Origin of the sequence: Streptomyces apocyni (assembly GCF_009739465.1) — a bacterium.
GTDB lineage: Bacteria > Actinomycetota > Actinomycetes > Streptomycetales > Streptomycetaceae > Streptomyces > Streptomyces apocyni.
The window spans coordinates 41,823-61,926 of record NZ_WHOM01000045.1; the positions used below are offsets into that span (position 1 = coordinate 41,823).

The window sequence follows — 20,104 nt, forward strand, 5'->3', positions numbered from 1 at the left end:
GTACTGCCCGCGACCTGGCACGATGGCAGGGTGACCGCACCGTTGACGCCGCCCCACCAGCCGCCCCCGGACCACCAGCCTCCGGACGAGCCGCCCCCGGGCCAGCCGCACGACCCGTGGCAGGCCCCGCCGCCCGGTGCGGCCGTGACCCCGCCGTCGCACGAGGACCCGGGGCCCGGCATGAAGGTCGAACTGCGGGAGGCCGTGCTGATCGTGGTGGCGGTGGCCGCCGTGGGTGGTTCGCTCCTCGGACTGCTGTGGTCGTGGCTGGCGCCGAGGGTGCCGCTGATCTCGGACGGCGAGGCCGTCTTCCTGCGGGACAACGAGGGTGAGCAGGCGATCGGCGCCGACGGCACGTTCATCCTGCTGGCGCTTGTCATCGGGCTGGTCAGCGCGGTGCTGGTCTTTCTGCTGCGCAAGCGCGGCGGGGTTCCGCTGGCGGTCGGCCTGATGCTCGGCGGGCTGCTCGGCTCGGTCGTCGCCTGGCGGTTCGGGATCTGGCTGGGCCCCGGCGGCGACGTGGTCGAGCGCGCCAAGGATGCGGGGGCGGGGGTGCCCTTCGACGCCCCGCTGAAGCTACACGCGAAGGGCGCGCTGCTGGCCTGGCCGATCGTGTCGATGGCCGCGCTGATGGCGCTCATGGCGGCGTTCGGGCCGCGCGACCCGGAACCACCGGGGTATCTGCCGCCGCAGCCGCCGCAGGAGCCCTAGGCGGGACGGCGCCCGTGGTTCGCTCGGCCCTTCCTGACCCGCCACTTCCGCTTGCGTGTCCTCTTCGACATGCTCAGGTGCTTAGTCGAAGCAGGGCACTTCGTCGAGGTGTCGCGCAGGCCAACTACGGGTGAGGCGCTAGAGACGGCCGATCGGCGCCAGTACCGCGTCCGTGAGCCGCGCCAGGTCACCCGGTGCCAGCTCGGCCTCCAGACCGCGGCGGCCCGCCGAGACGCAGATCGTCTCGTGCGCGGTAGCCGACGCGTCCAGCACCGTCGGCAGCTTCCGGCGCTGGCCGAGCGGGGAGATGCCGCCCCGCACATATCCCGTACTGCGCTCAGCGGCGGCCGGGTCCGCCATCGCCGCGCGCTTGCCGCCGACGGCCGCGGCCAGCGCCTTGAGGTCCAGCGAGCCCGCGACGGGAACCACGGCGACGGTGAGCGAGCCGTCCACCTCGGCGAGCAGCGTCTTGAACACGCGCTCGGGCGCCACGCCCATCGCCTCGGCCGCCTCGTCGCCGTACGAGGGGTGCGCCGGGTCGTGCGCGTACGTGTGCAGGGTGTGCGGCGTGCCCGCGGCGCTGAGCGCGACGGTGGCGGGCGTCCCACCGGACTGTGCCTGCTTCTGCTTCTGCTGCTTCTTCGCGTTCTTCGGGTTCTTCGGGTTCTTCGCCAACGTGATCGGGCCTTACGTCAGTTGAGACTGGTCGGACCCCGGGTCAGCTCGACCGCGGGCAACGACGGCAGGTTACGGATCACCGCGGTCTCCGAGCGAAGGAGTTTCAGCTCGTCCCGCAGCCGGGACGCGGTGTCCGGGGCCTGTAGCAGCCGCTGCCGGGTCGGCGTGTCCAGCACCGCGGCCGCGGCGACCAGGTACGACACCACGGACGGCTCGTCCGGCAGCTCCGTACCCGTCGACAGCGACCGCTCACGCGCACCGGCCAGGCGCTTCTGGTAGGCGCGGAAGGCGCGCAGGACCCCCTCGGCGAGTGCGCCCGCGTCGTCCCCCGGCTCCTCGTCGAGTTCCTCGAGCTCGGCCGTCAGATACTCCCCGGACGCGTCGACGGACAGCAGCCGGACGCGGGTGGTGCCGGTGGCGAGCACCTCGAACTTGCCGTCCGCGTGTTCGCGCAGCGTCGCCGCCTCCGCGATGCAGCCCACCTGGTGGAAGGCCTTCATCGGGTCGTCGCCGAACCCGGCGGCGGGACCGCGCTCGACGGTCGTGGTCGGGTCGGGCATGCCGGGCGCCGCCGGGGCGACCTCGAGGCCGTCGCGGATCGCGACGACCGCGAAGCGGCGCGGCTCGTCGGAGTCGTCGGGTGCGGCCTTCAGCAGGTCGCGCATCATGGCGCGATAACGCTCCTCGAAGACGTTCAGCGGCAGCACGAGCCCCGGGAACAGCACGGTGTTCAGCGGGAAGAGTGGAAGTCGGACGGTGGTCACGAGGCCGAAGCCTAATCGCCCCTCAGGGTGGTCCGGGGCGGCGGAGTCCGATCCGGCGGCGCAGTGGGGTCATGGCGGCCACCTGGAGGCGTACGCCGTCGCGCACTTCGAGGAAGTGGCCGAGCGGATCGCCAGAGAGCAGATTCCAGGGGAAGGACGTCGCGTACGGGCCGATCAGCCGCAATTGCTCCAGCGCGTCGGCCGGGCGGCCCAGGCGCACCAGGACGTAGGCGAGGAGGTTGCGTACCTCCGCGGGATACGGGTCGGCCCGCTCGTACGCGTCCGAGAGGGCGATCGCCCGGTCCGCCGCCGCGTCCAGCCGCTCGGTCGGTACGGCGGCGCTCGCGCCCGCGCTCCCGCCCCCGCTCCCGCCCCCGCCCGGGTCCTGCAGGAAGGCGAAGGCCGCGCGCACCGGGAGCGCCTGCACCAGGGAGCCCGGCAGGGCGTCGGCCGCCGCGCGTTCGGCGAAGTCGAAGCAGCCGCGGTGTGAGCCGTACCAGGTGGCGGAGAGGTACTGCAGGGCGGCCGCGTGGCAGCCGTAGTGGTGCGGGGAGCGGCGCACGGCCTCCGCCCACAGCTCGTCGAAGACGGCGTACGAGGCGCCCGCGCCCCGCGCGTGATCCAGGGCGATGCGCCAGGGCACCGGGTCACGGGGCGCGGCGTCCGCGGCGACGGCGACCAGCGGGGCGACCTCGCGCAGCAGCGTGGCGCGGGCGGGGGACTCCCAGCCGCGCCGCATCGCGAGCTCCGCCCTGAGGAGGGCCACATCCGGGTCGAGCGGGGCCTCCGCGCGCCACTGCGTGAGCCACTCGGGACGACGGCGGGCGAACGCGGTCAGACCCAGCACATAGCGGTCGCGGTTCTCCCACTCGGCGGCCTCACGACTGGCGGCGAGCAGCTTCGCGGCCGGGCCGTGGTCGCCGTGCGCCGCCGCCCTGAGCGCCGGGGCGAGCCGTTCGTCCGGCGCGTCGAGCAGGACGTCGCTGTCGGCGGTCAGCGCCTCCGCGAGCCGCGGAGCGTGCCTGATCATCCGGGTCGTCCGCGTGAGCGCGCGCAGCAGGACCATGACGTGGGTCCCTCCCTTGCGCCTGGTGGTTCCGTCCATCCTTCGATGCTTGCGGTGACAAGACGGCGTGCGGACGGCGAGGGTTGTGGGCCCCCGGATAACGATTCGGCCCACCGCCGGTACACGGCCCCGGGTCCGCAGAGACCGGAGACGCCCCCTAGCTGCGGCGTAGGAGGCGCGTCGCGCCCGCGGCGACCGTCGTGGCCAGGACCCAGCCGAGGAGGACCAGGCCCGCCGAGGTCCACTGCCAGTAGCCCGTCATCCGCCACTCGCCCTCCTGGCCCAGGTTGATCACCGGGATCAGCAGGTCCAGGGCGTACAGCGAGGCGCTCCAGGCCGGGCCCTCGTCAGGCCGCAGTTCCGCGGGCTGGTGGCGGGAGAAGGCCACCGCGCCCGCCGCCCACAGCGCCGCCATCCACACCGCGGCGCGCCCCGGCCGATACCCGTACGCGACCGTCCAGTCCTGTACGTACCCCCAGAGCTTGCCCGCAAGCGGCAGGGTCTCGCGGCGGCGGCGCTGTTTGGCGAGCAGTACCTCGCGCGCGTCCGCGTCCTCGCCGCTCTGCCGCAGCACCGTGGCCAGCTTCTCGTAGGGCTCCGGGCTGTACTCGGGTGTGGCCGCCTCCACCCAGGCCAGCCGCTCGTTCAGCGGGAACCTGCCGGTCGGGATGAGGATCTCGTAGCTGAATCCGGCCATCCGCAGACCACCCGGCCCCGGCCAGCTGGCCGCGCTGTCGATGAGGTTGGTCACCTTCGCGCCGTTCAGGACCACCACGCCGCGCGTCGGCTTCTCCCCGAGAAAGCGCAGCTCCGGGGTCTGGATACGGCGTAACGACACCTCCTGCTCAGGCTCCAGGGTGAAGCTGGCCTGTGACAGGTCGAGCGCGTCGCCGATCCGGCCGTCGTCGAGCCGCATCCCGCCGTGGCACTCGAAGCGGCGCACCCGCACCCCCCGGGCCGGGGTCGCCCCACCCGTCGCGATGGGATTGGCGACCGCGGCGGGCGTCAGATACAGCGTGTGCTCGACGGTCAGCTGCGGGGCGTTGAGCGCGCGCTCCCCGTACGGATGCGCGAGCCGACTGCCGCGCAGGCTGAGCGAGCCCCCGACCTGCGCGCCGCGCAGACTGATCTCACCGTCCGCCTCCAGCAGCTCGGCATGCAGGTCCTGGCCCACGGTGAGACCGTCGCCCAGCACCGCGTGATCGCGCTGGTCGCGATGGAGTACGGCCTGGCTGAGTAACAGGTCCGTGCCGATCTGGGCGTCGGCCAGCCGGATGCCGCGGTGGACGTGGCAGCGCGGCAGATGCAGATCGCCCTCGGTGCGCAGCCGGGCCGCCTCCAGCCGGGGGATCGAGCAGTTCACCAGCCGCAGCGTGGTGAACCGGCTCTCCGGCAGCAGCACCTCGTTCTCGAAGCGGCAGCCGGTCAGCTCCACATACGGCGTCACCGTGCCGCCCGCGACATCGAGGGTGCCGGTGATCTGCACCCCGCGGAGCTTCACCGCCGAGACCCGCCCGCGCAGCGCGGGCGGCCCGTCCAGCAGCAGCAGCGCGACGACCCGGGCCCGCACACTGCGCTCGGGGCCCCAGCGGCGGCCACCGTGTGGATCGTCCAGGTCATGGTCCCCCACGGTCAGGTCGTAGCGGCTGCCGTTCTGGAAGGCCTGCCACATGAACCGCTCGGTGGCGGTCAGCCCGAGGTCCTCCGGTGGATCGCCCATGTGCCTGTCGACCACGGCGGTCGTCCCCTCCCCGTTTCGTCCGGTGTCTCCTCGTCCGGTGTCTCCGTTTCCGGGTTCATGCCCGCTCGGTGACCAGGCGAACGCTAGGGCCTGTCCGGCGGATCAGGCCGGGCTGGGCGTGCGGTGCGCTGGCTGTGCTGGTGAGCGGGGCTTGGTGCGTGCAGCTGCAAGGCGGAGGATTGAGGCGACGCGGAGCGTCGGTGATTGACGACAACGCCGCAGATGCGCGTGCCAAGGCTCGCGACCCCGGCATGATCCGCCGGACAGGCCCTAGGTGATGAAGGTTGCCTTCCGGTGCGTGTATCAGCCAGTGATACGGGCGACCGGCGTGCGTCGGCCGTCTGCGAGAATTAACCCGTGATCTCGCGAATCGACCTGCGTGGCGACCTCCTCCCCGAGGGTGGAGCCCTGCGCGACCTGCTGCCCCGTGCCGACTTCGACGTCGCGGCCGCCCTGGACAAGGTGCGGCCCATCTGCGAGGACGTGCATCATCGGGGCACGGCGGCGCTGATCGACTACGCGGAGAAGTTCGACGGCGTACGCCTGGAGCGCGTACGGGTCCCGGCCGCCGCCCTCGCCGACGCCCTGGAGCGCCTCGACCCCACGGTCAGGGCCGCCCTGGAGGAGTCCATCCGACGGGCCAGGCTGGTCCACCGCGCCCAGCGCCGCGCCCCGCACACGACCGAGGTCGTTCCCGGCGGCACGGTGACCGAGAAGTGGGTTCCGGTCGACCGCGTCGGCCTGTACGCGCCCGGCGGACGCTCCGTGTACCCGTCCTCCGTGATCATGAACGCGGTTCCGGCACAGGAGGCCGGTGTCCCGTCCATGGCGCTGGCATCCCCGCCGCAGGCCGACTTCGACGGTCTGCCGCACCCGACGATCCTGGCCGCCTGCGCGCTCCTCGGCATCGACGAGGTGTACGCGGTGGGCGGAGCCCAGGCCGTCGCCATGTTCGCGTACGGCACCGAGCGCCCCGGCGACCCCGACGGCTGCGCCCCGGCCACCATGGTCACCGGCCCCGGCAACATCTGGGTCGCCGCCGCCAAGCGCTACTTCACCGGCAAGATCGGCATCGACGCCGAAGCGGGCCCGACCGAGATCGCGATCCTCGCGGACTCCACCGCCGACCCGGCGCACGTCGCCGCCGACCTCATCAGCCAGGCCGAGCACGACCCGCTGGCCGCCGCCGTACTGGTCACCGACTCCGTGGACCTCGCCGACGCGGTCGACAAGGAGCTGGCGCCCCAGGTCGCCGCGACCAAGCACATCGACGACCGGATCATCCCCGCGCTCAAGGGACGCCAGTCCGCGACCGTCCTGGTCGACGGCATCGACGAGGGCCTGAAGGTCGTCGACGCGTACGGCGCCGAGCACCTGGAGATCCAGACGGCCGACGCGCCGACGGTCGCCGAGCGGGTCCGCAACGCCGGCGCGATCTTCGTCGGCCCGTACGCCCCCGTCTCGCTCGGCGACTACTGCGCGGGCTCCAACCACGTCCTGCCCACCGGCGGCTGCGCCTGCCACTCGTCAGGCCTGTCCGTGCAGTCCTTCCTGCGCGGCATCCACATCGTCGACTACACGCGCGACGCGCTCGCCGATGTCGCCCACCACGTCGTCACACTCGCCGAGGCCGAGGACCTGCCCGCGCACGGCGCCGCGATCAAGGCGAGGTTCGGATGGAAGGTTCCCGGTCAGTGAGGCCCGTACGTATCGACGACCTGCCCATCAGGGACGAGCTGCGCGGCAAGTCCCCCTACGGCGCGCCACAGCTCGACGTCCCCGTCCAGCTCAACACCAACGAGAACCCGTACCCGCTCCCCGAGCCGCTCGTCGAGCGCATCGCCGAGCGGGTCCGCGAAGCCGCCCGCGGCCTCAACCGCTACCCCGACCGGGACGCGGTCGAGCTCCGCACCGAGCTGGCCCGCTACCTCACCCGTACCGGTGGCCACCCGCTCACCCTGGCCCACGTCTGGGCGGCCAACGGCTCCAACGAAGTCCTCCAGCAACTGCTGCAGACCTTCGGCGGCCCCGGCCGCACCGCCATCGGCTTCGAGCCCTCGTACTCGATGCACGCGCTGATCTCGCGCGGCACCGGCACCGGCTGGATCTCCGGGCCCCGGCACGACGACTTCACGATCGACGTGGCCGCCGCCCAGCAGGCGATCACCGAGAACGCACCGAACGTCGTCTTCATCACCTCACCCAACAACCCCACCGGCACCGCCGTCGAGGCCGACACCGTCCTCGCGCTGTACGAGGCCGCCCAGGCGGCCGGGCCCGCGCTGGTCGTCGTCGACGAGGCGTACGTCGAGTTCAGCCACCGGCCCTCGCTGCTGCCCCTGCTCGAAGGCCGCCCGAACCTGGTCGTCTCGCGCACCATGTCCAAGGCCTTCGGCGCCGCCGGGCTGCGGCTCGGCTATCTGGCCGCCGACCCGGCGGTCGTGGACGCCGTACAGCTGGTGCGCCTGCCGTACCACCTGTCGGCCGTCACGCAGGCCACCGCGCTGGCCGCCCTGGAGCACACCGACACGCTGCTCGGGTATGTCGACCAGCTCAAGAAGGAGCGGGACCGGCTGGTCACCGAGCTGCGCGCGATCGGCTGCGAGGTGACCGACTCCGACGCCAACTTCGTGCAGTTCGGGCGGTTCGACGACAGCCCCACCGCCTGGCGGCGGATCCTCGACCACGGAGTCCTGGTCCGTGACAACGGCGTACCGGGATGGCTGCGGGTCACCGCGGGCACCCCGGCCGAGAACGACGCGTTCCTTGACGCGGTACGCGCACTGATGACGGATCGCGGTACCGACCGCAGCACGGAACGCAGCACAGAACGCAGCAAGAGGGAGCAGAGCGCATGAGCCGCATCGGCCGTGTTGAGCGCACCACCAAGGAGACCTCCGTCGTCGTCGAGATCAACCTCGACGGCACCGGAAAGGTCGACGTGTCGACCGGAGTCGGCTTCTACGACCACATGCTGGACCAGCTCGGGCGGCACGGCCTCTTCGATCTGACGGTCAAGACCGAGGGCGACCTGCACATCGACTCGCACCACACCATCGAGGACACCGCCCTCGCCCTCGGCGCCGCCTTCAAGCAGGCGCTCGGCGACAAGGTCGGGATCTACCGCTTCGGCAACTGCACCGTCCCGCTGGACGAGTCGCTCGCCCAGGTGACCGTCGACCTCTCCGGGCGCCCCTACCTGGTGCACACCGAGCCCGAGAAGATGGCGCCGATGATCGGCGAGTACGACACCACCATGACCCGGCACATCCTGGAGTCGTTCGTCGCCCAGGCGCAGGTCGCGCTGCACGTCCACGTGCCGTACGGACGTAACGCCCACCACATCGTGGAGTGCCAGTTCAAGGCGCTGGCCCGGGCCCTGCGCTACGCCAGCGAGCGTGACCCCCGCGCGGCCGGAATCCTCCCGTCCACGAAGGGCGCGCTGTAAATCCATGAACGGTCTGTCCACCGCACTGATCTTCTTGGGGCTCTTCTTCCTCGGCGGAGTGATCTCCTTCATCAAGCAGAAGCAGTCCACGAGCCTGATCGTCCTGGTGTCGATCGGCGCCGCGATGTGCCTCGGCGCGGGCATTCTCCAGCTGGAGGCGTTCCAGTGACCACGTCCGCCACCAAGTCCAAGCGCGTCGTCGTCTTCGACTACGGCTTCGGGAACGTACGCTCCGCCGAGCGTGCCCTGGCCCGGGTCGGCGCCGATGTCGAGATCACCCGCGACTACGAGAAGGCGATGAACGCCGACGGGCTCCTGGTCCCCGGTGTCGGCGCCTTCTCCGCCTGTATGCAGGGGCTGCGCGAGGCGCGCGGCGACTGGATCGTCGGGCGCCGGCTGTCCGGCGGCCGCCCGGTGATGGGCATCTGCGTCGGCATGCAGATCCTGTTCTCGCGCGGCATCGAGCACGGCGTCGAGGCCGAGGGCCTGGACGAGTGGCCCGGTACGGTCGGCCCGCTCAAGGCGCCGGTCGTCCCGCACATGGGCTGGAACACCGTCGACGCGCCCGCCGGGTCCCAGCTCTTCGCGGGCCTGGACGCCGACGCCCGCTACTACTTCGTGCACTCCTACGCGGTCCACGACTGGTCGCTGGAGATCACCAACCCCGCGATGCGCGCCCCCAGCGTCAGCTGGACCACGCATGGCGAGCCCTTCGTCGCGGCCGTCGAGAACGGCCCGCTGTGGGCCACCCAGTTCCACCCCGAGAAGTCCGGCGACGCCGGAGCCCAGCTGCTGACCAACTGGATCGGAACGCTCTGATGTCCAAGCTCGAATTGCTTCCCGCCGTCGACGTCCGCGACGGCCAGGCCGTCCGCCTGGTGCACGGCGAGTCCGGTACGGAGACCTCCTACGGCTCCCCGCTGGAGGCGGCCCTCGCCTGGCAGCGCTCCGGCGCCGAGTGGCTGCACCTGGTGGACCTGGACGCCGCGTTCGGCACCGGCGACAACCGCGCCCTGATCGCCGAGGTCGCCGGGGCCATGGACATCAAGGTCGAGCTGTCCGGCGGCATCCGCGACGACGACACGCTCGCCGCGGCCCTGGCCACCGGCTGCACCCGGGTCAACCTGGGCACCGCCGCCCTGGAGACCCCCGAGTGGGTCGCCAAGGTCATCGCCGAGCACGGCGACAAGATCGCCGTCGGCCTGGACGTACGGGGCACGACCCTGCGCGGACGTGGCTGGACCCGCGACGGCGGCGACCTCTACGAGACTCTGGAGCGCCTCAACTCCGAGGGCTGCGCCCGCTATGTCGTCACCGACATCGCCAAGGACGGCACCCTGCAGGGCCCCAACCTGGAGCTCCTGAAGAACGTCTGCGCCGCCACCGACCGCCCGGTCGTCGCCTCCGGCGGCGTCTCCTCGCTGGACGACCTGCGGGCCATCGCCGCGCTTGTCCCGCAGGGCGTGGAGGGCTCCATCGTCGGCAAGGCGCTGTACGCCAAGGCGTTCACGCTGGAGGAAGCGCTGGAGGCAGTGTCGTCATGACGTCCGATGCGGGTGCCAGTTCTGCCATCCGGCGGGTGCAGAGCGGCAGCCCCTGGGAGGAGTCCTTCGGGTTCGCCCGCGCCGTCGCGGCGGGTGACCGGGTCGTCGTCGGCGGCACGACCTCGTTCGAGGGCCATGTGCTGCACGGCGAGGGCGACCCGTACGAGCAGGCCAGGGTGGCGTTCACCAACGCCCTGGACGCTCTGGGCGAGTTCGGGCTCGGGGCGGACTCGGTCATCCGCACCCGCATGTATCTGACCCACGCGCGCGACGTCGACGCGGTCGGGCGGGCGCACGGCGAGGTCTTCGACTCCGTACGTCCCGTGACGACCATGGTCGTCGTGTCCGGCTTCGTCGACCCGCGCATCCTGGTCGAAGTGGAAGTCGAAGCATTCCGAGGAGCACAGCAGCCATGACCCTGGCGGTACGAGTCATCCCCTGCCTGGACGTGGACAACGGCCGGGTCGTCAAGGGCGTCAACTTCCAGAACCTGCGGGACGCGGGCGATCCCGTCGAGATGGCCAAGGTGTACGACGCCGAGGGCGCCGACGAACTCACCTTCCTGGACATCACGGCGTCCTCCGGCGACCGGGAGACCACCTACGACGTGGTGCGCCGCACCGCCGAGCAGGTCTTCATCCCGCTGACCGTCGGCGGCGGCGTACGCAGCGCCGACGACGTCGACAAGCTGCTGCGCGCGGGCGCCGACAAGGTCGGCGTGAACACGGCCGCGATCGCCCGCCCCGACCTCATCCGGGAGATCGCCGAGCGCTTCGGGCGACAGGTCCTGGTGCTGTCGGTGGACGCGCGCCGTACCGAAGGCGGCGGGTCCTTCGAGGTGACGACCCACGGCGGACGCCGGGGCACCGGCATCGACGCCGTCGAGTGGGCCCACCAGGCCGCCGAGCTGGGCGCGGGCGAGATCCTGCTCAACTCCATGGACGCGGACGGCACCAAGGACGGCTACGACCTCGAGCTGATCTCGGCGGTTCGGGCGCAGGTCACCATCCCGGTGATCGCGTCCGGGGGAGCGGGGCGGCTGGCCGACTTCCCGCCCGCGATCGCGTCCGGCGCCGATGCCGTACTCGCCGCGTCCGTCTTCCACTTCGGCGACCTGCGGATCGGCGAGGTCAAGCAGACGCTGCGCGCGGCGGGCCACCCGGTGCGCTGACGAGGTGACCGTGCCGTCTGCCCCGGGGGTCTGCGTCTCGGGGCAGACGGCACGGTGGTTCAACCACCCAGCGCCGCCACCAGCTTCGCCGTCACCGGCACATCGACCCCCTGCCGCGCGGCCTCGCGCAGCAGCGCCCCGCCGATCGCGTCGACCTCCAGCGGCCGCCCCGCTGCGGCGTCCCGCTGCATCGAGGACCGCATGCCCTCCGGGGCTTCGTCGAGGAACGCGAGTACAGCGTCGGTGTCGACCTCCGCGCCGATCCCGTCCGCGACCTGCTTGAACTCCTCCAGTACCGCGAGAAGTTCGCTCCGGTGCGCGTCGCGCACGCCGCCGATCGGCACCTCGTACCGCGTCGTGAGCAGCGCCAACGGCAGCAGCATCGACAACTTGCCCCAGAGCATCGACCGCTCGCTGTGACACAGGGTGGTGGCGAAACCGGCCGCGTCCAGAACGTACGCGAGCGCCTCCACGCGCGCGTGGGGCGCGGTGTCGCTGGCCACCTCGACCCGGGCGAACGGCGTCGCGTGCTCGATGACGCCGGGCGCGGTGCGGGTCGACTCGGCCCGGATGGTCCCCGGCACCACCTGCTGGGCCGGATAGCGCTCGCGCAGCACGGCGGGGTGCTCGACGCCGTTGAGCAGCGGCATCAGCAGCGCGTCACCGACGACGTGCGGCGGTACGCGGTCGAGCGCGGCCCTTAGCGCGGTCTCCTTGGGCGCGACGATCACCGCGTCGACGGACTCCCGCAGCCGCGTGTCCGCCTCCACCGGCACGGTGAAGTCGCCGAACTTCCCGCTGCGCAGGGTCAGCCCCTGCTCGTTGAGCGCGGCGGCGGTCTCCTCGCGGGCCAGACAAATAACCCGGTGACCAGCGCGGGCCAGAAGAGCGGCGGCGAGACCACCGATACCGCCGGGCCCGAGCACGGCCACGGTCCAGGGTGCGGAGTTCTTGATCATGCCAGCAGGCTGCCAGAAATTCATTCACGGCGGGGCCCCGTTGCCGCTACGTGAGACACGCCACGATGAATCGTGCAGTTTTTATTGCGCAATATTTCTTTCGTATCTACGGTGTGCGCATGGCCGATCACCAGACCCGCAGGATCACGGACCTCGGCACCCTCAAGGCCCTCGGGCATCCGCTGCGCATCCAGCTCTACCGCGCGCTCTTCGTGGCCCGCACCGCCACCGCCTCGCAACTCGCCGAGCAGGTCGACGAGGCCGTCTCGCTGGTCAGCTACCACCTGCGCAAGCTGGCCGAGCACGGCCTCATCGAACCGGCCGAGCCCCAAGGTGCCGACGGGCGTGAGCGATGGTGGCAGCCCGCTCAGGAGACCGTCACCATCCGCCACGAGGACGTCAGGAACGCGCCAGAGAAGCTGGCCGCCCAGTCCGCCGTCCGACACCTCTACTTCGAGCAGCGAGTAGACCTCTTCAAGCGGCATCTCGCCGAGACCGAGTCCTGGGACGCCTCCTGGCGCACCGCCGTCGTCGACTCCGAGTACCTCCCCCGACTCACCGCGGACGAACTCAAGGAACTGGGCGACGCGTTGCACGCCCTGATCAAGAAGTACGACGCCCGCGCGCGGGCCGCCGAAGCGGCTGGCGACACCGAAGGGCGCGAGAACGTCGCGGTGCACCTGTACGGCTTCCCGTTCCGGACCTGAGAGGACTTCCGTGGCCACCACCCACACCGGCCCGGCCGCGCCCGCCACCGAGCGACCCGCCCACCGGGACGGTAACGTCCTGCGCTGGCTGGGCGGTTACACCACCTCGACGGCGGGCGACGCCCTCTACTTCCTCGCCCTCGCCTGGGCTGCGGCTCGCGAGGGCAGTGCTACCCAGGCCGGTCTGGTGCTCGCCGTCGCCGCCGTACCGCGCGCCCTGTTCATGCTCGGTGGCGGGGTCATCGCCGACCGCTATGGGCCGCGCCGGATCGTCATCGCCAGCGACGCCGTACGCTGCCTGGTCGTCCTCGGCGTCGCCGCCCTGCTGCTTCTCGCCACGCCCGGCATCTGGCTGCTCGTCGCACTGGCCCTGGTCTTCGGCGTCGTCGACGCGCTGTTCCTGCCCGCCGTCGGCGCCCTGCCGCCGCGTATCACCACACCGGGCCAGCTCGCCAGGGTCCAGGGCATGCGGGGGATCGCGGCCCGGATCGCGCTGATCACCGGGCCGCCGCTGGGCGGACTGCTGCTCGCGCTTGGCGGCTCGGCCGCGGCGTTCGGCGCGGCTGGTGTGCTCTTCGCCGTGTCGCTCCTGCTCTTACTCGCCGTACGGGTCCGGCCAGGGCCCGTGCGGGACGGGGGAGAGGGGCGTACGGCGTGGCGTCAACTCGGGGACGGGCTGCGGTACATCCGTCGCCACCCGGTACTCGCCCCGCTCGTCGCCGCGACGGCGGTCGCCGAACTGGGCTTCGCCGGGCCCGGCAACATCGGCCTGGTTCTGCTCGTCCAGGAGCGGGGCTGGAGCGCCGCGGCGTTCGGCTGGATCATCGCCGGGTTCGGCGGGGGCGCGGCGGCCGCGTCGCTGTTGATCGCCGTGCGCGGGCGGATACCGCGCGCCGGGGCCGTGCAGGCCTGGGCGTGGCTGCTTGGCGGCTGCGCGCTCACCGGGGTCGCCCTCGCGCCGACGGTGCCGCTCGCGGTGGCCGCGAGCGCGGCGGTGGGGCTGGTGCTTGGCCTCGTCGGTGCCCTGGTCGGGGCGCTGCTGCAAACCTCGTGCGACCCCGCCTACCTGGGCCGGGTCACCTCGGTCTACACCCTCTGCGCACTGGGCCTGTCACCGCTGACGTATCCGGTGGTGGGCGCCGCGATCGGCGCCTGGGGCACCACGCCGGTGTTCGCCGCCGGGAGCGCGCTCTGTGCGGTCGGTGGTCTCGCCGGGCTGCTGTTCGCCCCGCTGCGCCGGGCAGAACTGCCGCGCTGAGTGCGCCCCGTACCGCCGCTGCGTACCGCCGCTTCGCGCGTCAGAGACCGAGCTGCTTCGCGCCGTGCAGCTTCTCGATGGCGTCCTTGTCACCCTCCTGCTGCACATCCGCCACGTCCTGCCGCCCGAAGGCGAACATCGTCAGCTCGCCCGGCTCACCGGTCACCGTGACGACCGGGGTGCCCTTGTGGCCGACCGCCGTCTGGCCGTTCGGGCGGCGCAGCACCAGACCGACCGGAACGCCCCGGCACAGCACCCGGGCCGCCTTCTCCAGCCGGGACCACAGAGCTTCGCTGAAGACCGGGTCAAGCTCGCGCGGCGTCCAGTCCTCCTGGGCGCGGCGTACGTCCTCGGCGTGCACATAGAACTCGACGGCGTTCGCCGCCTCGTCCACCTGCTTCAGGGCGTACGGGGAGAAGCGCGGCGGTCCCGTACGGATGAGCTGGATCAGCTCCTCGTACGGCTTCTCGGCGAACTCGGCCTGCACCCGCTTCAGCCGGTCGGCCAGCGCCTTGATGAGGATTCCGCCCGCGGCGTCCGCGCGTCGTTCGCGCACCACCACATGCGCGGCCAGATCCCTGGTGTTCCAGTCATCGCACAGGGTCGGGGCATCAGGTCCGGCCGCCTCCAACAGATCGGCGAGGAGCAGCCGTTCACGCTTCGCATGGGTCGACATGACCGCAAGCCTACGACCGTACCGCCCGGTCTGCCACGCCGCCACGCCTCAACGCCGGTGTGCCGCTGACGGTGTCCGCTGAGTGGACATCGCCCTGTGGCGCCCGACCCATCGCGCACAATGGGCACATGACCAGCACGCCCTCACAGTCGAGCCACCTGGACCCGGAGATCGCCGCGCGCCTCAAGCGCAGCGCCGACGGGCTCGTCCCCGCCATCGCCCAGCAGTACGACACCGGCGAGGTGCTGATGCTGGGCTGGATGGACGACGAGGCCCTGCATCGCACGCTGACCAGCGGGCGCTGTACGTACTGGTCGCGCAGCCGCGGCGAGTACTGGGTCAAGGGCGATACGTCCGGCCACGTCCAGCACGTCAAGTCGGTCGCCCTGGACTGCGACGCGGACACCGTCCTGGTCAAGGTCGACCAGGTCGGCGCCGCCTGTCACACGGGGGCCCGTACCTGCTTTGACGTCGATGTGCTGCCGCTCGGTCAGTAGGGTCGGCTGCCATGGATCTCGAGACCTTCCGCAAACTCGCCAGCGACCGCCGTGTCATCCCCGTCAGCCGACGGCTCCTCGCCGACGGTGACACGCCCGTAGGCCTCTACCGCAAGCTGGCCGCGGAGCGCCCCGGCACCTTTCTGCTGGAGTCGGCGGAGAACGGCCGCTCCTGGTCCCGCTACTCCTTCATCGGCGTACGCAGCGCCGCGACCCTGACCGAGCGGGACGGCCAGACGCACTGGGAGGGCACCCCGCCCGTCGGCGTCCCCGTCGACGGCGACCCGCTGGCGGCCCTGCGCGCCACCGTCCAGGCCCTGCACACCCCGCATGACCTGGTCGGGGACAGCGCGGACGGACTGCCGCCGTTCACCGGCGGCATGGTCGGCTATCTCGGGTACGACATCGTGCGCCGCCTGGAGAAGATCGGCCCCGGCGAGCGGGACGACCTGAAGCTGCCCGAGCTGACCATGCTGCTCACCAGCGACCTCGCCGTACTCGACCACTTCAGCGGCTCGGTCGTGCTGATCGCCAACGCCATCAACCACAACGACCTGGAGACCGGCGTCGACGAGGCGTACGCGGACGCGATCGCCCGGCTCGACGCCATGCAGGCTGATCTCGCCCGCCCGGTGCCCCAGCAGCCCGCGGTGCTGCCGCCGTCTGAGCTGCCGGAGTTCTCCGCCCTGTGGGGTGGCGCGGACTACCAGGCGACCGTCGAGGACATCAAGGAGCGCATCCGCGCGGGCGAGGCCTTCCAGGTGGTGCCGTCCCAGCGCTTCGAGGCGCCGTGTCACGCCAGCGCCCTCGACGTCTACCGGGTCCTGCGGGCCACCAACCCCTCGCCGTATATGTACCTCTTCCGCTTCGACGGCTTCGACGTGGTCGGGTCAAGCCCGGAGGCGCTGGTCAAGGTCGAGGACGGGCGCGCGATGGTGCACCCGATCGCCGGGACCCGGCCACGCGGCGCGACCCCGCGCGAGGACGCCGAGCTGGCGGACGAACTGCTCGCCGACCCCAAGGAGCGCGCCGAGCACCTGATGCTCGTCGACCTCGGACGCAACGACCTCGGGCGGGTCTGCGAGCCGGGCTCCGTCGAGGTCGTCGACTTCATGTCCATCGAGCGGTACTCGCATGTGATGCACATCGTCTCCACCGTCACCGGCAAGGTCAGCGAAGACCGCACGGCCTTCGACGTGCTGACCGCCTGCTTCCCCGCGGGCACCCTCTCCGGCGCCCCCAAGCCCCGGGCGATGCAGATCATCGACGAGGTGGAGCCTTCACGGCGCGGCTTGTACGGCGGCTGCGTCGGCTATCTGGACTTCGCGGGCGACTCCGACACCGCCATCGCCATCCGCACCGCCCTGCTCCGCGACGGCACCGCGTACGTCCAGGCCGGGGCGGGCGTTGTCGCCGACTCCGACCCGGTCGCCGAGGACACCGAGTGCCGCAACAAGGCGGCGGCGGTGCTGCGCGCGGTGCACACGGCTGGGCGCCTGTACGACGCGTAGATGCGTAGACGCGCGGCAGCCCGGCAGTCCGGCAGTCCGGCAGGCCAGCCTCCCGTACGCGCGTGCGAAACTCTGCGCCATGACGCATGATCACACCGCTGCGAAGCTGAGCATCGGCCACGGTGACCCCGAGCTCAGCGAGTCCCTTTCCAACGGCCTGGACGCGTTCAACTTCCCGGCCACCGGGACCACCGCGGCCGACCAGACCGAGCTGTCGGTGAAGGCCGTGGACGCCGCCGGGAAGCTCATCGGAGGGCTGGCCGCCTGGACCTGGGGCGGGCTGCTCGGCATCGACATGCTCTGGGTGCGCGAGGAGAGCCGTAAGGACGGCTGGGGGAGCAAGCTCCTGCTGGCCGCGGAGGAGGAGGCGATACGGCGCGGCTGCGACCGCGCCTGCGTCTCGTCCTTCACCTTCCAGGCCCCGGCGTTCTACGAGCGCCATGGATACGCCGAGACCGGCAGGACCCTGGGTATTCCCGGCGACGCCGAAGACGTCCACCTGTACAAGACGCTCACACGGGACTGACCAGGCGCTGACCCCGGGCCGCAGGTCACCCAGCGCGGTGATGGATAGTGGAGGGGTGACTTCAGCCGTACCGCAGCCAGCCGTACCCCAGCCCCGACCGACCACACAGCCACCCGCCCGTGAGCGCGGCGGCCGGCGCAGCCTCGCCGCCGCGCTGCTGCTCGGCGCCGTCGGCGCCACCGTGGTGCTGCTCTCGACCCGGCAGACCTGGTCCGAGGGCGCGGCCGCGACCGCGGGCGGCGCCCTGGATGTGATCGCCAAGGGCAGCGATGTCACCGGGGCCCCAGCGGCGCTGGCCATCGTCGGCCTCGCCGCCCTGGTCGCGGTCTTCGCGGTCCGCAGAGCAGGCCGGTACCTGGTGTCCGGGCTGCTCGCGCTGAGCGGCGCGGGCATCATGGCGGCGGCGCTGAACGGCGCGGGCGACAGCGCCGCGCTGGACGAGCAGGCCGCCACCACGACGGGCGACGCCGGGGCCACCGCCGCCGGGATCGCCCACACCGCCTGGCCCTACGTTGCCGCGGGCGGCGGACTGCTGATCCTCTGCGCCGGAGTGCTCGCCCTGTGGTTCGGCGCGCGCTGGCCCGCGATGTCCGGGCGGTACGAGCGCGGGGGCGCGGCGGCCGCGAAGCGCCGCGCCAAGGCGCCGGACCCGGACCGCCCCGAGGACCTCTGGAAGGCCCTCGACCGGGGCGAGGACCCCACGGGCTAGGCCCACCCCACCGGCCAGGACCCCACCGGCCAGGACCCCACCGGCTAGGGCCCGGGCAGCACGTCCCGGCGTGCGGCGGCACCTGATCGGCACCTGATCCGGACGTGATCCGGACGTGATGCGGATGACAGGCCCCCGGCGTCCCGCACTCCATAGCGTGCGGGACAATAGCCGGGAGCGTTCGACTTTTACTACGAGGAGCACGTCATGGCGGGCACTAGCCACGGACACACCCCGGCCGCCTGGACCGGTGTCATCATCGCCTTCATTGGTTTCTGCGTTTCCGGAGCCTTCATGGTGATGGCCAACCCGGTCGGTTTCTGGGCCGGACTGGCGATCGTCCCGCTGGGCGGTGTGGTCGGGATGATCATGCGTGCCGCCGGTCTCGGCCAGCCGAAGCCGGTACGGGCCCAGGTGGCGGCCGCGGAGAGCTGACCCCCTCCTCGTAGGCTGTCCCCGCACTGCGAAGCAGTACGGAAGGGGCGGAACCGGACTACCGGTTCCGCCCCTTCCGCGTTCACCGGTTCCGCGTTCACCGGGGCTGTCCCGGGGGCAGACCGCGCGCCCAGCGACGGGCCGGGGCACAATGCACGGGTGAACGCAAACCACGCAGCGGGCCACGCGGCCGTGAGCCAGGGAGGCCCCGAAGCCACACCGGTCCCGCCGGTCCCGCCGGTCCCGCCGGTCCCGCCGGTCCCGCCGGTCCCGCCGGTCACACCGGTCCCGCCAGTCCCGCCGGACCCGCCCCGCGGTCCGCTCGCGGTGACCCGGTGGCTGCTGGTGCCTGTGGGAACGCTCGGCGCGGTCGTCGCCGCCTTCGCCTACGTGGGCACGGTGGACCCGAACGAGCCCGGCCACTACCCCGCCTGCCCGCTGCTGGCGCTCACCGGAATCCTCTGCCCCGGCTGCGGTGGGCTCCGTAGCGCCCACGCCTTCGCGAACGGAGACATCCCGACGGCGCTCGGCGCCAACGCGTTCGCCGTCGCGGGCTTCGCGGCCTTCGCCGTGATCTGGGTGCTGTGGATGGCACGCGCCGCGCGCGGGCGACCGCTACGGATCGCGCTGCGCAACGCCCACCAGTGGAGCATCGGCGCGGTGCTGCTGGTGTTCAGTGTCGTACGCAATCTGCCCTTCGGTGCCTGGCTGGCGCCGTAACGAAGCAACGTCCACCAAGTGGGACTGGCGTCAACCGGATGCGAATCCTTCGCTCCCCTGCGGATACCATCGCAGTGGTCATCGGGTCACCTGGTCAGACAGGGTCCCGACCGATCTGATCCAGTCCGATCTGTTTCAGTCCGCTGTCAGGGAAGGGGGCCGCTCGCGTGAGTGTGCTCGACGAGATCATCGAAGGCGTGCGCGAGGACCTCGCCGAACGGCAGGCGCGCGTCAGCCTCGACGAGCTCAAGGAGCGTGCGGCGAAGGCCCCCCAGGCCAAGGACGCACTCGCCGCACTGCGTGGCGACGGCGTCAAGGTCATCTGTGAGGTCAAGCGCTCCAGCCCGTCCAAGGGCGCGCTCGCCGCGATCGCCGACCCGGCCGCCCTCGCCGCCGACTACGAGGCCGGCGGCGCCACGATCATCTCCGTCCTCACCGAGCAGCGCCGCTTCGGCGGCTCGCTCGAGGACCTGGAGGCGGTCCGCGCCCGGGTGGACATCCCGCTGCTCCGCAAGGACTTCATCGTCACCGCGTACCAGCTGTGGGAGGCCAGGGCGTACGGCGCCGACCTCGTCCTGCTGATCGTGGCGGCCCTCGACCAGCCCGCCCTCGTCTCGCTCGTCGAGCGCGCGGAGTCCATCGGGCTCACGCCGCTCGTCGAGGTGCACGACGAGGAGGAGGTCGAGCGGGCGGTCGCGGCCGGGGCGAAGATCATCGGCGTCAACTCCCGCGACCTGAAGACGCTGAAGGTCGACCGCTCGACGTTCTCCCGGGTCGCCCCGGAGATCCCGGCGGGCATCATCCGGATCGCCGAGTCCGGCGTCCGGGGCCCGCACGACCTGATCGCGTACGCCAACGACGGGGCGGACGCCGTGCTGGTCGGCGAGTCCCTGGTCACCGGGCGCGACCCGAAGGCCGCGGTGGTCGACCTGGTCGCGGCGGGCGCCCACCCCGCCCTCCGCCACGGGCGGAGCTGACCCCAC

The 20,104-nt window shown here is 72.0% G+C and carries 24 protein-coding genes; 18 read left to right on the forward strand and 6 right to left on the reverse strand.

Translation table 11 applies throughout. From position 1 onward, the window contains the following. The first annotated feature begins 30 nt into the window (after positions 1-30). A complete protein-coding gene (locus GCN81_RS10240) occupies positions 31-711 on the forward strand; it encodes a DUF2567 domain-containing protein (protein ID WP_156723930.1) in 681 nt (226 codons plus the stop codon). Positions 712-849: 138 nt separating this feature from the next. Here GCN81_RS10240 and ybaK read toward each other — a convergent pair whose 3' ends face one another. From ybaK to GCN81_RS10260, 4 genes are all read right to left on the reverse strand, one after another. Then, positions 850-1,386: a Cys-tRNA(Pro) deacylase gene (gene ybaK, locus GCN81_RS10245; RefSeq protein ID WP_156723932.1), complete on the reverse strand. Its 537-nt coding sequence runs from the start codon at positions 1,384-1,386 to the stop codon at positions 850-852. Positions 1,387-1,403: 17 nt separating this feature from the next. Next, on the reverse strand, positions 1,404-2,153 hold the full coding sequence (locus tag GCN81_RS10250; protein ID WP_156723934.1) for an LON peptidase substrate-binding domain-containing protein: 750 nt from the start codon (positions 2,151-2,153) through the stop codon (positions 1,404-1,406). Between the two features lie 22 nt (positions 2,154-2,175). Then, a complete protein-coding gene (locus GCN81_RS10255) occupies positions 2,176-3,219 on the reverse strand; it encodes a hypothetical protein (RefSeq protein ID WP_156724424.1) in 1,044 nt (347 codons plus the stop codon). 157 nt (positions 3,220-3,376) lie between these two features. Continuing rightward, entirely contained in the window at positions 3,377-4,939 is a 1,563-nt protein-coding gene (locus tag GCN81_RS10260) for an oxidoreductase (protein WP_156724425.1), read from the reverse strand. Between the two features lie 378 nt (positions 4,940-5,317). Between GCN81_RS10260 and hisD the strand changes: the two genes are divergently transcribed. The 8 genes from hisD to hisF are packed head-to-tail and all read left to right on the forward strand — an operon-like array spanning position 5,318 to position 11,123. Then, positions 5,318-6,658, forward strand: coding sequence for a histidinol dehydrogenase (hisD, locus tag GCN81_RS10265; protein WP_156723936.1), 1,341 nt, complete (start codon positions 5,318-5,320; stop codon positions 6,656-6,658). Further along, a complete protein-coding gene (locus GCN81_RS10270) occupies positions 6,637-7,818 on the forward strand; it encodes a histidinol-phosphate transaminase (RefSeq protein WP_156723938.1) in 1,182 nt (393 codons plus the stop codon). Before hisD ends, GCN81_RS10270 begins: the two co-directional genes overlap by 22 nt. Next, a complete protein-coding gene (hisB, locus tag GCN81_RS10275) occupies positions 7,815-8,408 on the forward strand; it encodes an imidazoleglycerol-phosphate dehydratase HisB (RefSeq protein ID WP_156723940.1) in 594 nt (197 codons plus the stop codon). Before GCN81_RS10270 ends, hisB begins: the two co-directional genes overlap by 4 nt. Before the next feature lie 4 nt (positions 8,409-8,412). Then, positions 8,413-8,577 (forward strand): hypothetical protein, encoded by a 165-nt coding sequence (locus GCN81_RS31810; RefSeq protein WP_197287557.1) that lies wholly within the window; start codon positions 8,413-8,415, stop codon positions 8,575-8,577. Then, positions 8,574-9,227 (forward strand): imidazole glycerol phosphate synthase subunit HisH, encoded by a 654-nt coding sequence (gene hisH, locus GCN81_RS10280; protein WP_156723942.1) that lies wholly within the window; start codon positions 8,574-8,576, stop codon positions 9,225-9,227. The genes GCN81_RS31810 and hisH overlap by 4 nt, the downstream gene beginning before the upstream one ends. Continuing rightward, on the forward strand, positions 9,227-9,952 hold the full coding sequence (gene priA / locus GCN81_RS10285; RefSeq protein WP_156723943.1) for a bifunctional 1-(5-phosphoribosyl)-5-((5-phosphoribosylamino)methylideneamino)imidazole-4-carboxamide isomerase/phosphoribosylanthranilate isomerase PriA: 726 nt from the start codon (positions 9,227-9,229) through the stop codon (positions 9,950-9,952). The genes hisH and priA overlap by 1 nt, the downstream gene beginning before the upstream one ends. Next, entirely contained in the window at positions 9,949-10,368 is a 420-nt protein-coding gene (locus tag GCN81_RS10290) for a RidA family protein (protein ID WP_156723945.1), read from the forward strand. The genes priA and GCN81_RS10290 overlap by 4 nt, the downstream gene beginning before the upstream one ends. After that, entirely contained in the window at positions 10,365-11,123 is a 759-nt protein-coding gene (gene hisF / locus GCN81_RS10295) for an imidazole glycerol phosphate synthase subunit HisF (protein ID WP_156723947.1), read from the forward strand. Before GCN81_RS10290 ends, hisF begins: the two co-directional genes overlap by 4 nt. Positions 11,124-11,182: 59 nt before the next feature. Here hisF and GCN81_RS10300 read toward each other — a convergent pair whose 3' ends face one another. Continuing rightward, positions 11,183-12,082, reverse strand: a complete 900-nt coding sequence (locus GCN81_RS10300) for a ketopantoate reductase family protein (RefSeq protein WP_156723948.1) — start codon at positions 12,080-12,082, stop codon at positions 11,183-11,185. 119 nt (positions 12,083-12,201) lie between these two features. Between GCN81_RS10300 and GCN81_RS10305 the strand changes: the two genes are divergently transcribed. Continuing rightward, complete coding sequence (locus tag GCN81_RS10305; protein WP_156723950.1) at positions 12,202-12,789, forward strand: ArsR/SmtB family transcription factor; 588 nt, start codon at positions 12,202-12,204, stop codon at positions 12,787-12,789. 10 nt (positions 12,790-12,799) lie between these two features. Continuing rightward, entirely contained in the window at positions 12,800-14,047 is a 1,248-nt protein-coding gene (locus GCN81_RS10310) for an MFS transporter (protein WP_156723952.1), read from the forward strand. A 40-nt stretch (positions 14,048-14,087) separates the two neighbouring features. On the opposite strand, the gene GCN81_RS10315 is transcribed toward GCN81_RS10310, so the two are convergent. Further along, on the reverse strand, positions 14,088-14,723 hold the full coding sequence (locus tag GCN81_RS10315) for a TIGR03085 family metal-binding protein (RefSeq protein ID WP_156723954.1): 636 nt from the start codon (positions 14,721-14,723) through the stop codon (positions 14,088-14,090). A gap of 128 nt (positions 14,724-14,851) precedes the next feature. Between GCN81_RS10315 and hisI the strand changes: the two genes are divergently transcribed. The 7 genes from hisI (at position 14,852) to trpC (ending at position 20,098) form a co-directional block, all read left to right on the forward strand. Beyond that, positions 14,852-15,220, forward strand: a complete 369-nt coding sequence (gene hisI, locus GCN81_RS10320) for a phosphoribosyl-AMP cyclohydrolase (RefSeq protein WP_156723956.1) — start codon at positions 14,852-14,854, stop codon at positions 15,218-15,220. Between the two features lie 11 nt (positions 15,221-15,231). After that, the gene (locus tag GCN81_RS10325; RefSeq protein ID WP_156723959.1) at positions 15,232-16,731 is read left to right on the forward strand and encodes an anthranilate synthase component I; all 1,500 of its coding nucleotides are present in this window, start codon (positions 15,232-15,234) and stop codon (positions 16,729-16,731) included. A gap of 79 nt (positions 16,732-16,810) precedes the next feature. Beyond that, positions 16,811-17,257, forward strand: a complete 447-nt coding sequence (locus tag GCN81_RS10330; RefSeq protein WP_156723961.1) for a GNAT family N-acetyltransferase — start codon at positions 16,811-16,813, stop codon at positions 17,255-17,257. A 55-nt stretch (positions 17,258-17,312) separates the two neighbouring features. Then, positions 17,313-17,966 (forward strand): TIGR02234 family membrane protein, encoded by a 654-nt coding sequence (locus GCN81_RS10335; protein ID WP_156723963.1) that lies wholly within the window; start codon positions 17,313-17,315, stop codon positions 17,964-17,966. Between the two features lie 207 nt (positions 17,967-18,173). Next, on the forward strand, positions 18,174-18,401 hold the full coding sequence (locus GCN81_RS10340) for an HGxxPAAW family protein (RefSeq protein WP_156723965.1): 228 nt from the start codon (positions 18,174-18,176) through the stop codon (positions 18,399-18,401). A 327-nt stretch (positions 18,402-18,728) separates the two neighbouring features. Next, positions 18,729-19,121 carry a DUF2752 domain-containing protein gene (locus tag GCN81_RS10345; RefSeq protein WP_231626646.1) on the forward strand — a complete coding sequence of 131 codons (393 nt, stop codon included), beginning with the start codon at positions 18,729-18,731 and terminating at the stop codon, positions 19,119-19,121. A 167-nt stretch (positions 19,122-19,288) separates the two neighbouring features. Next, complete coding sequence (trpC, locus tag GCN81_RS10350) at positions 19,289-20,098, forward strand: indole-3-glycerol phosphate synthase TrpC (RefSeq protein WP_156723967.1); 810 nt, start codon at positions 19,289-19,291, stop codon at positions 20,096-20,098. Positions 20,099-20,104: the final 6 nt, after the last annotated feature.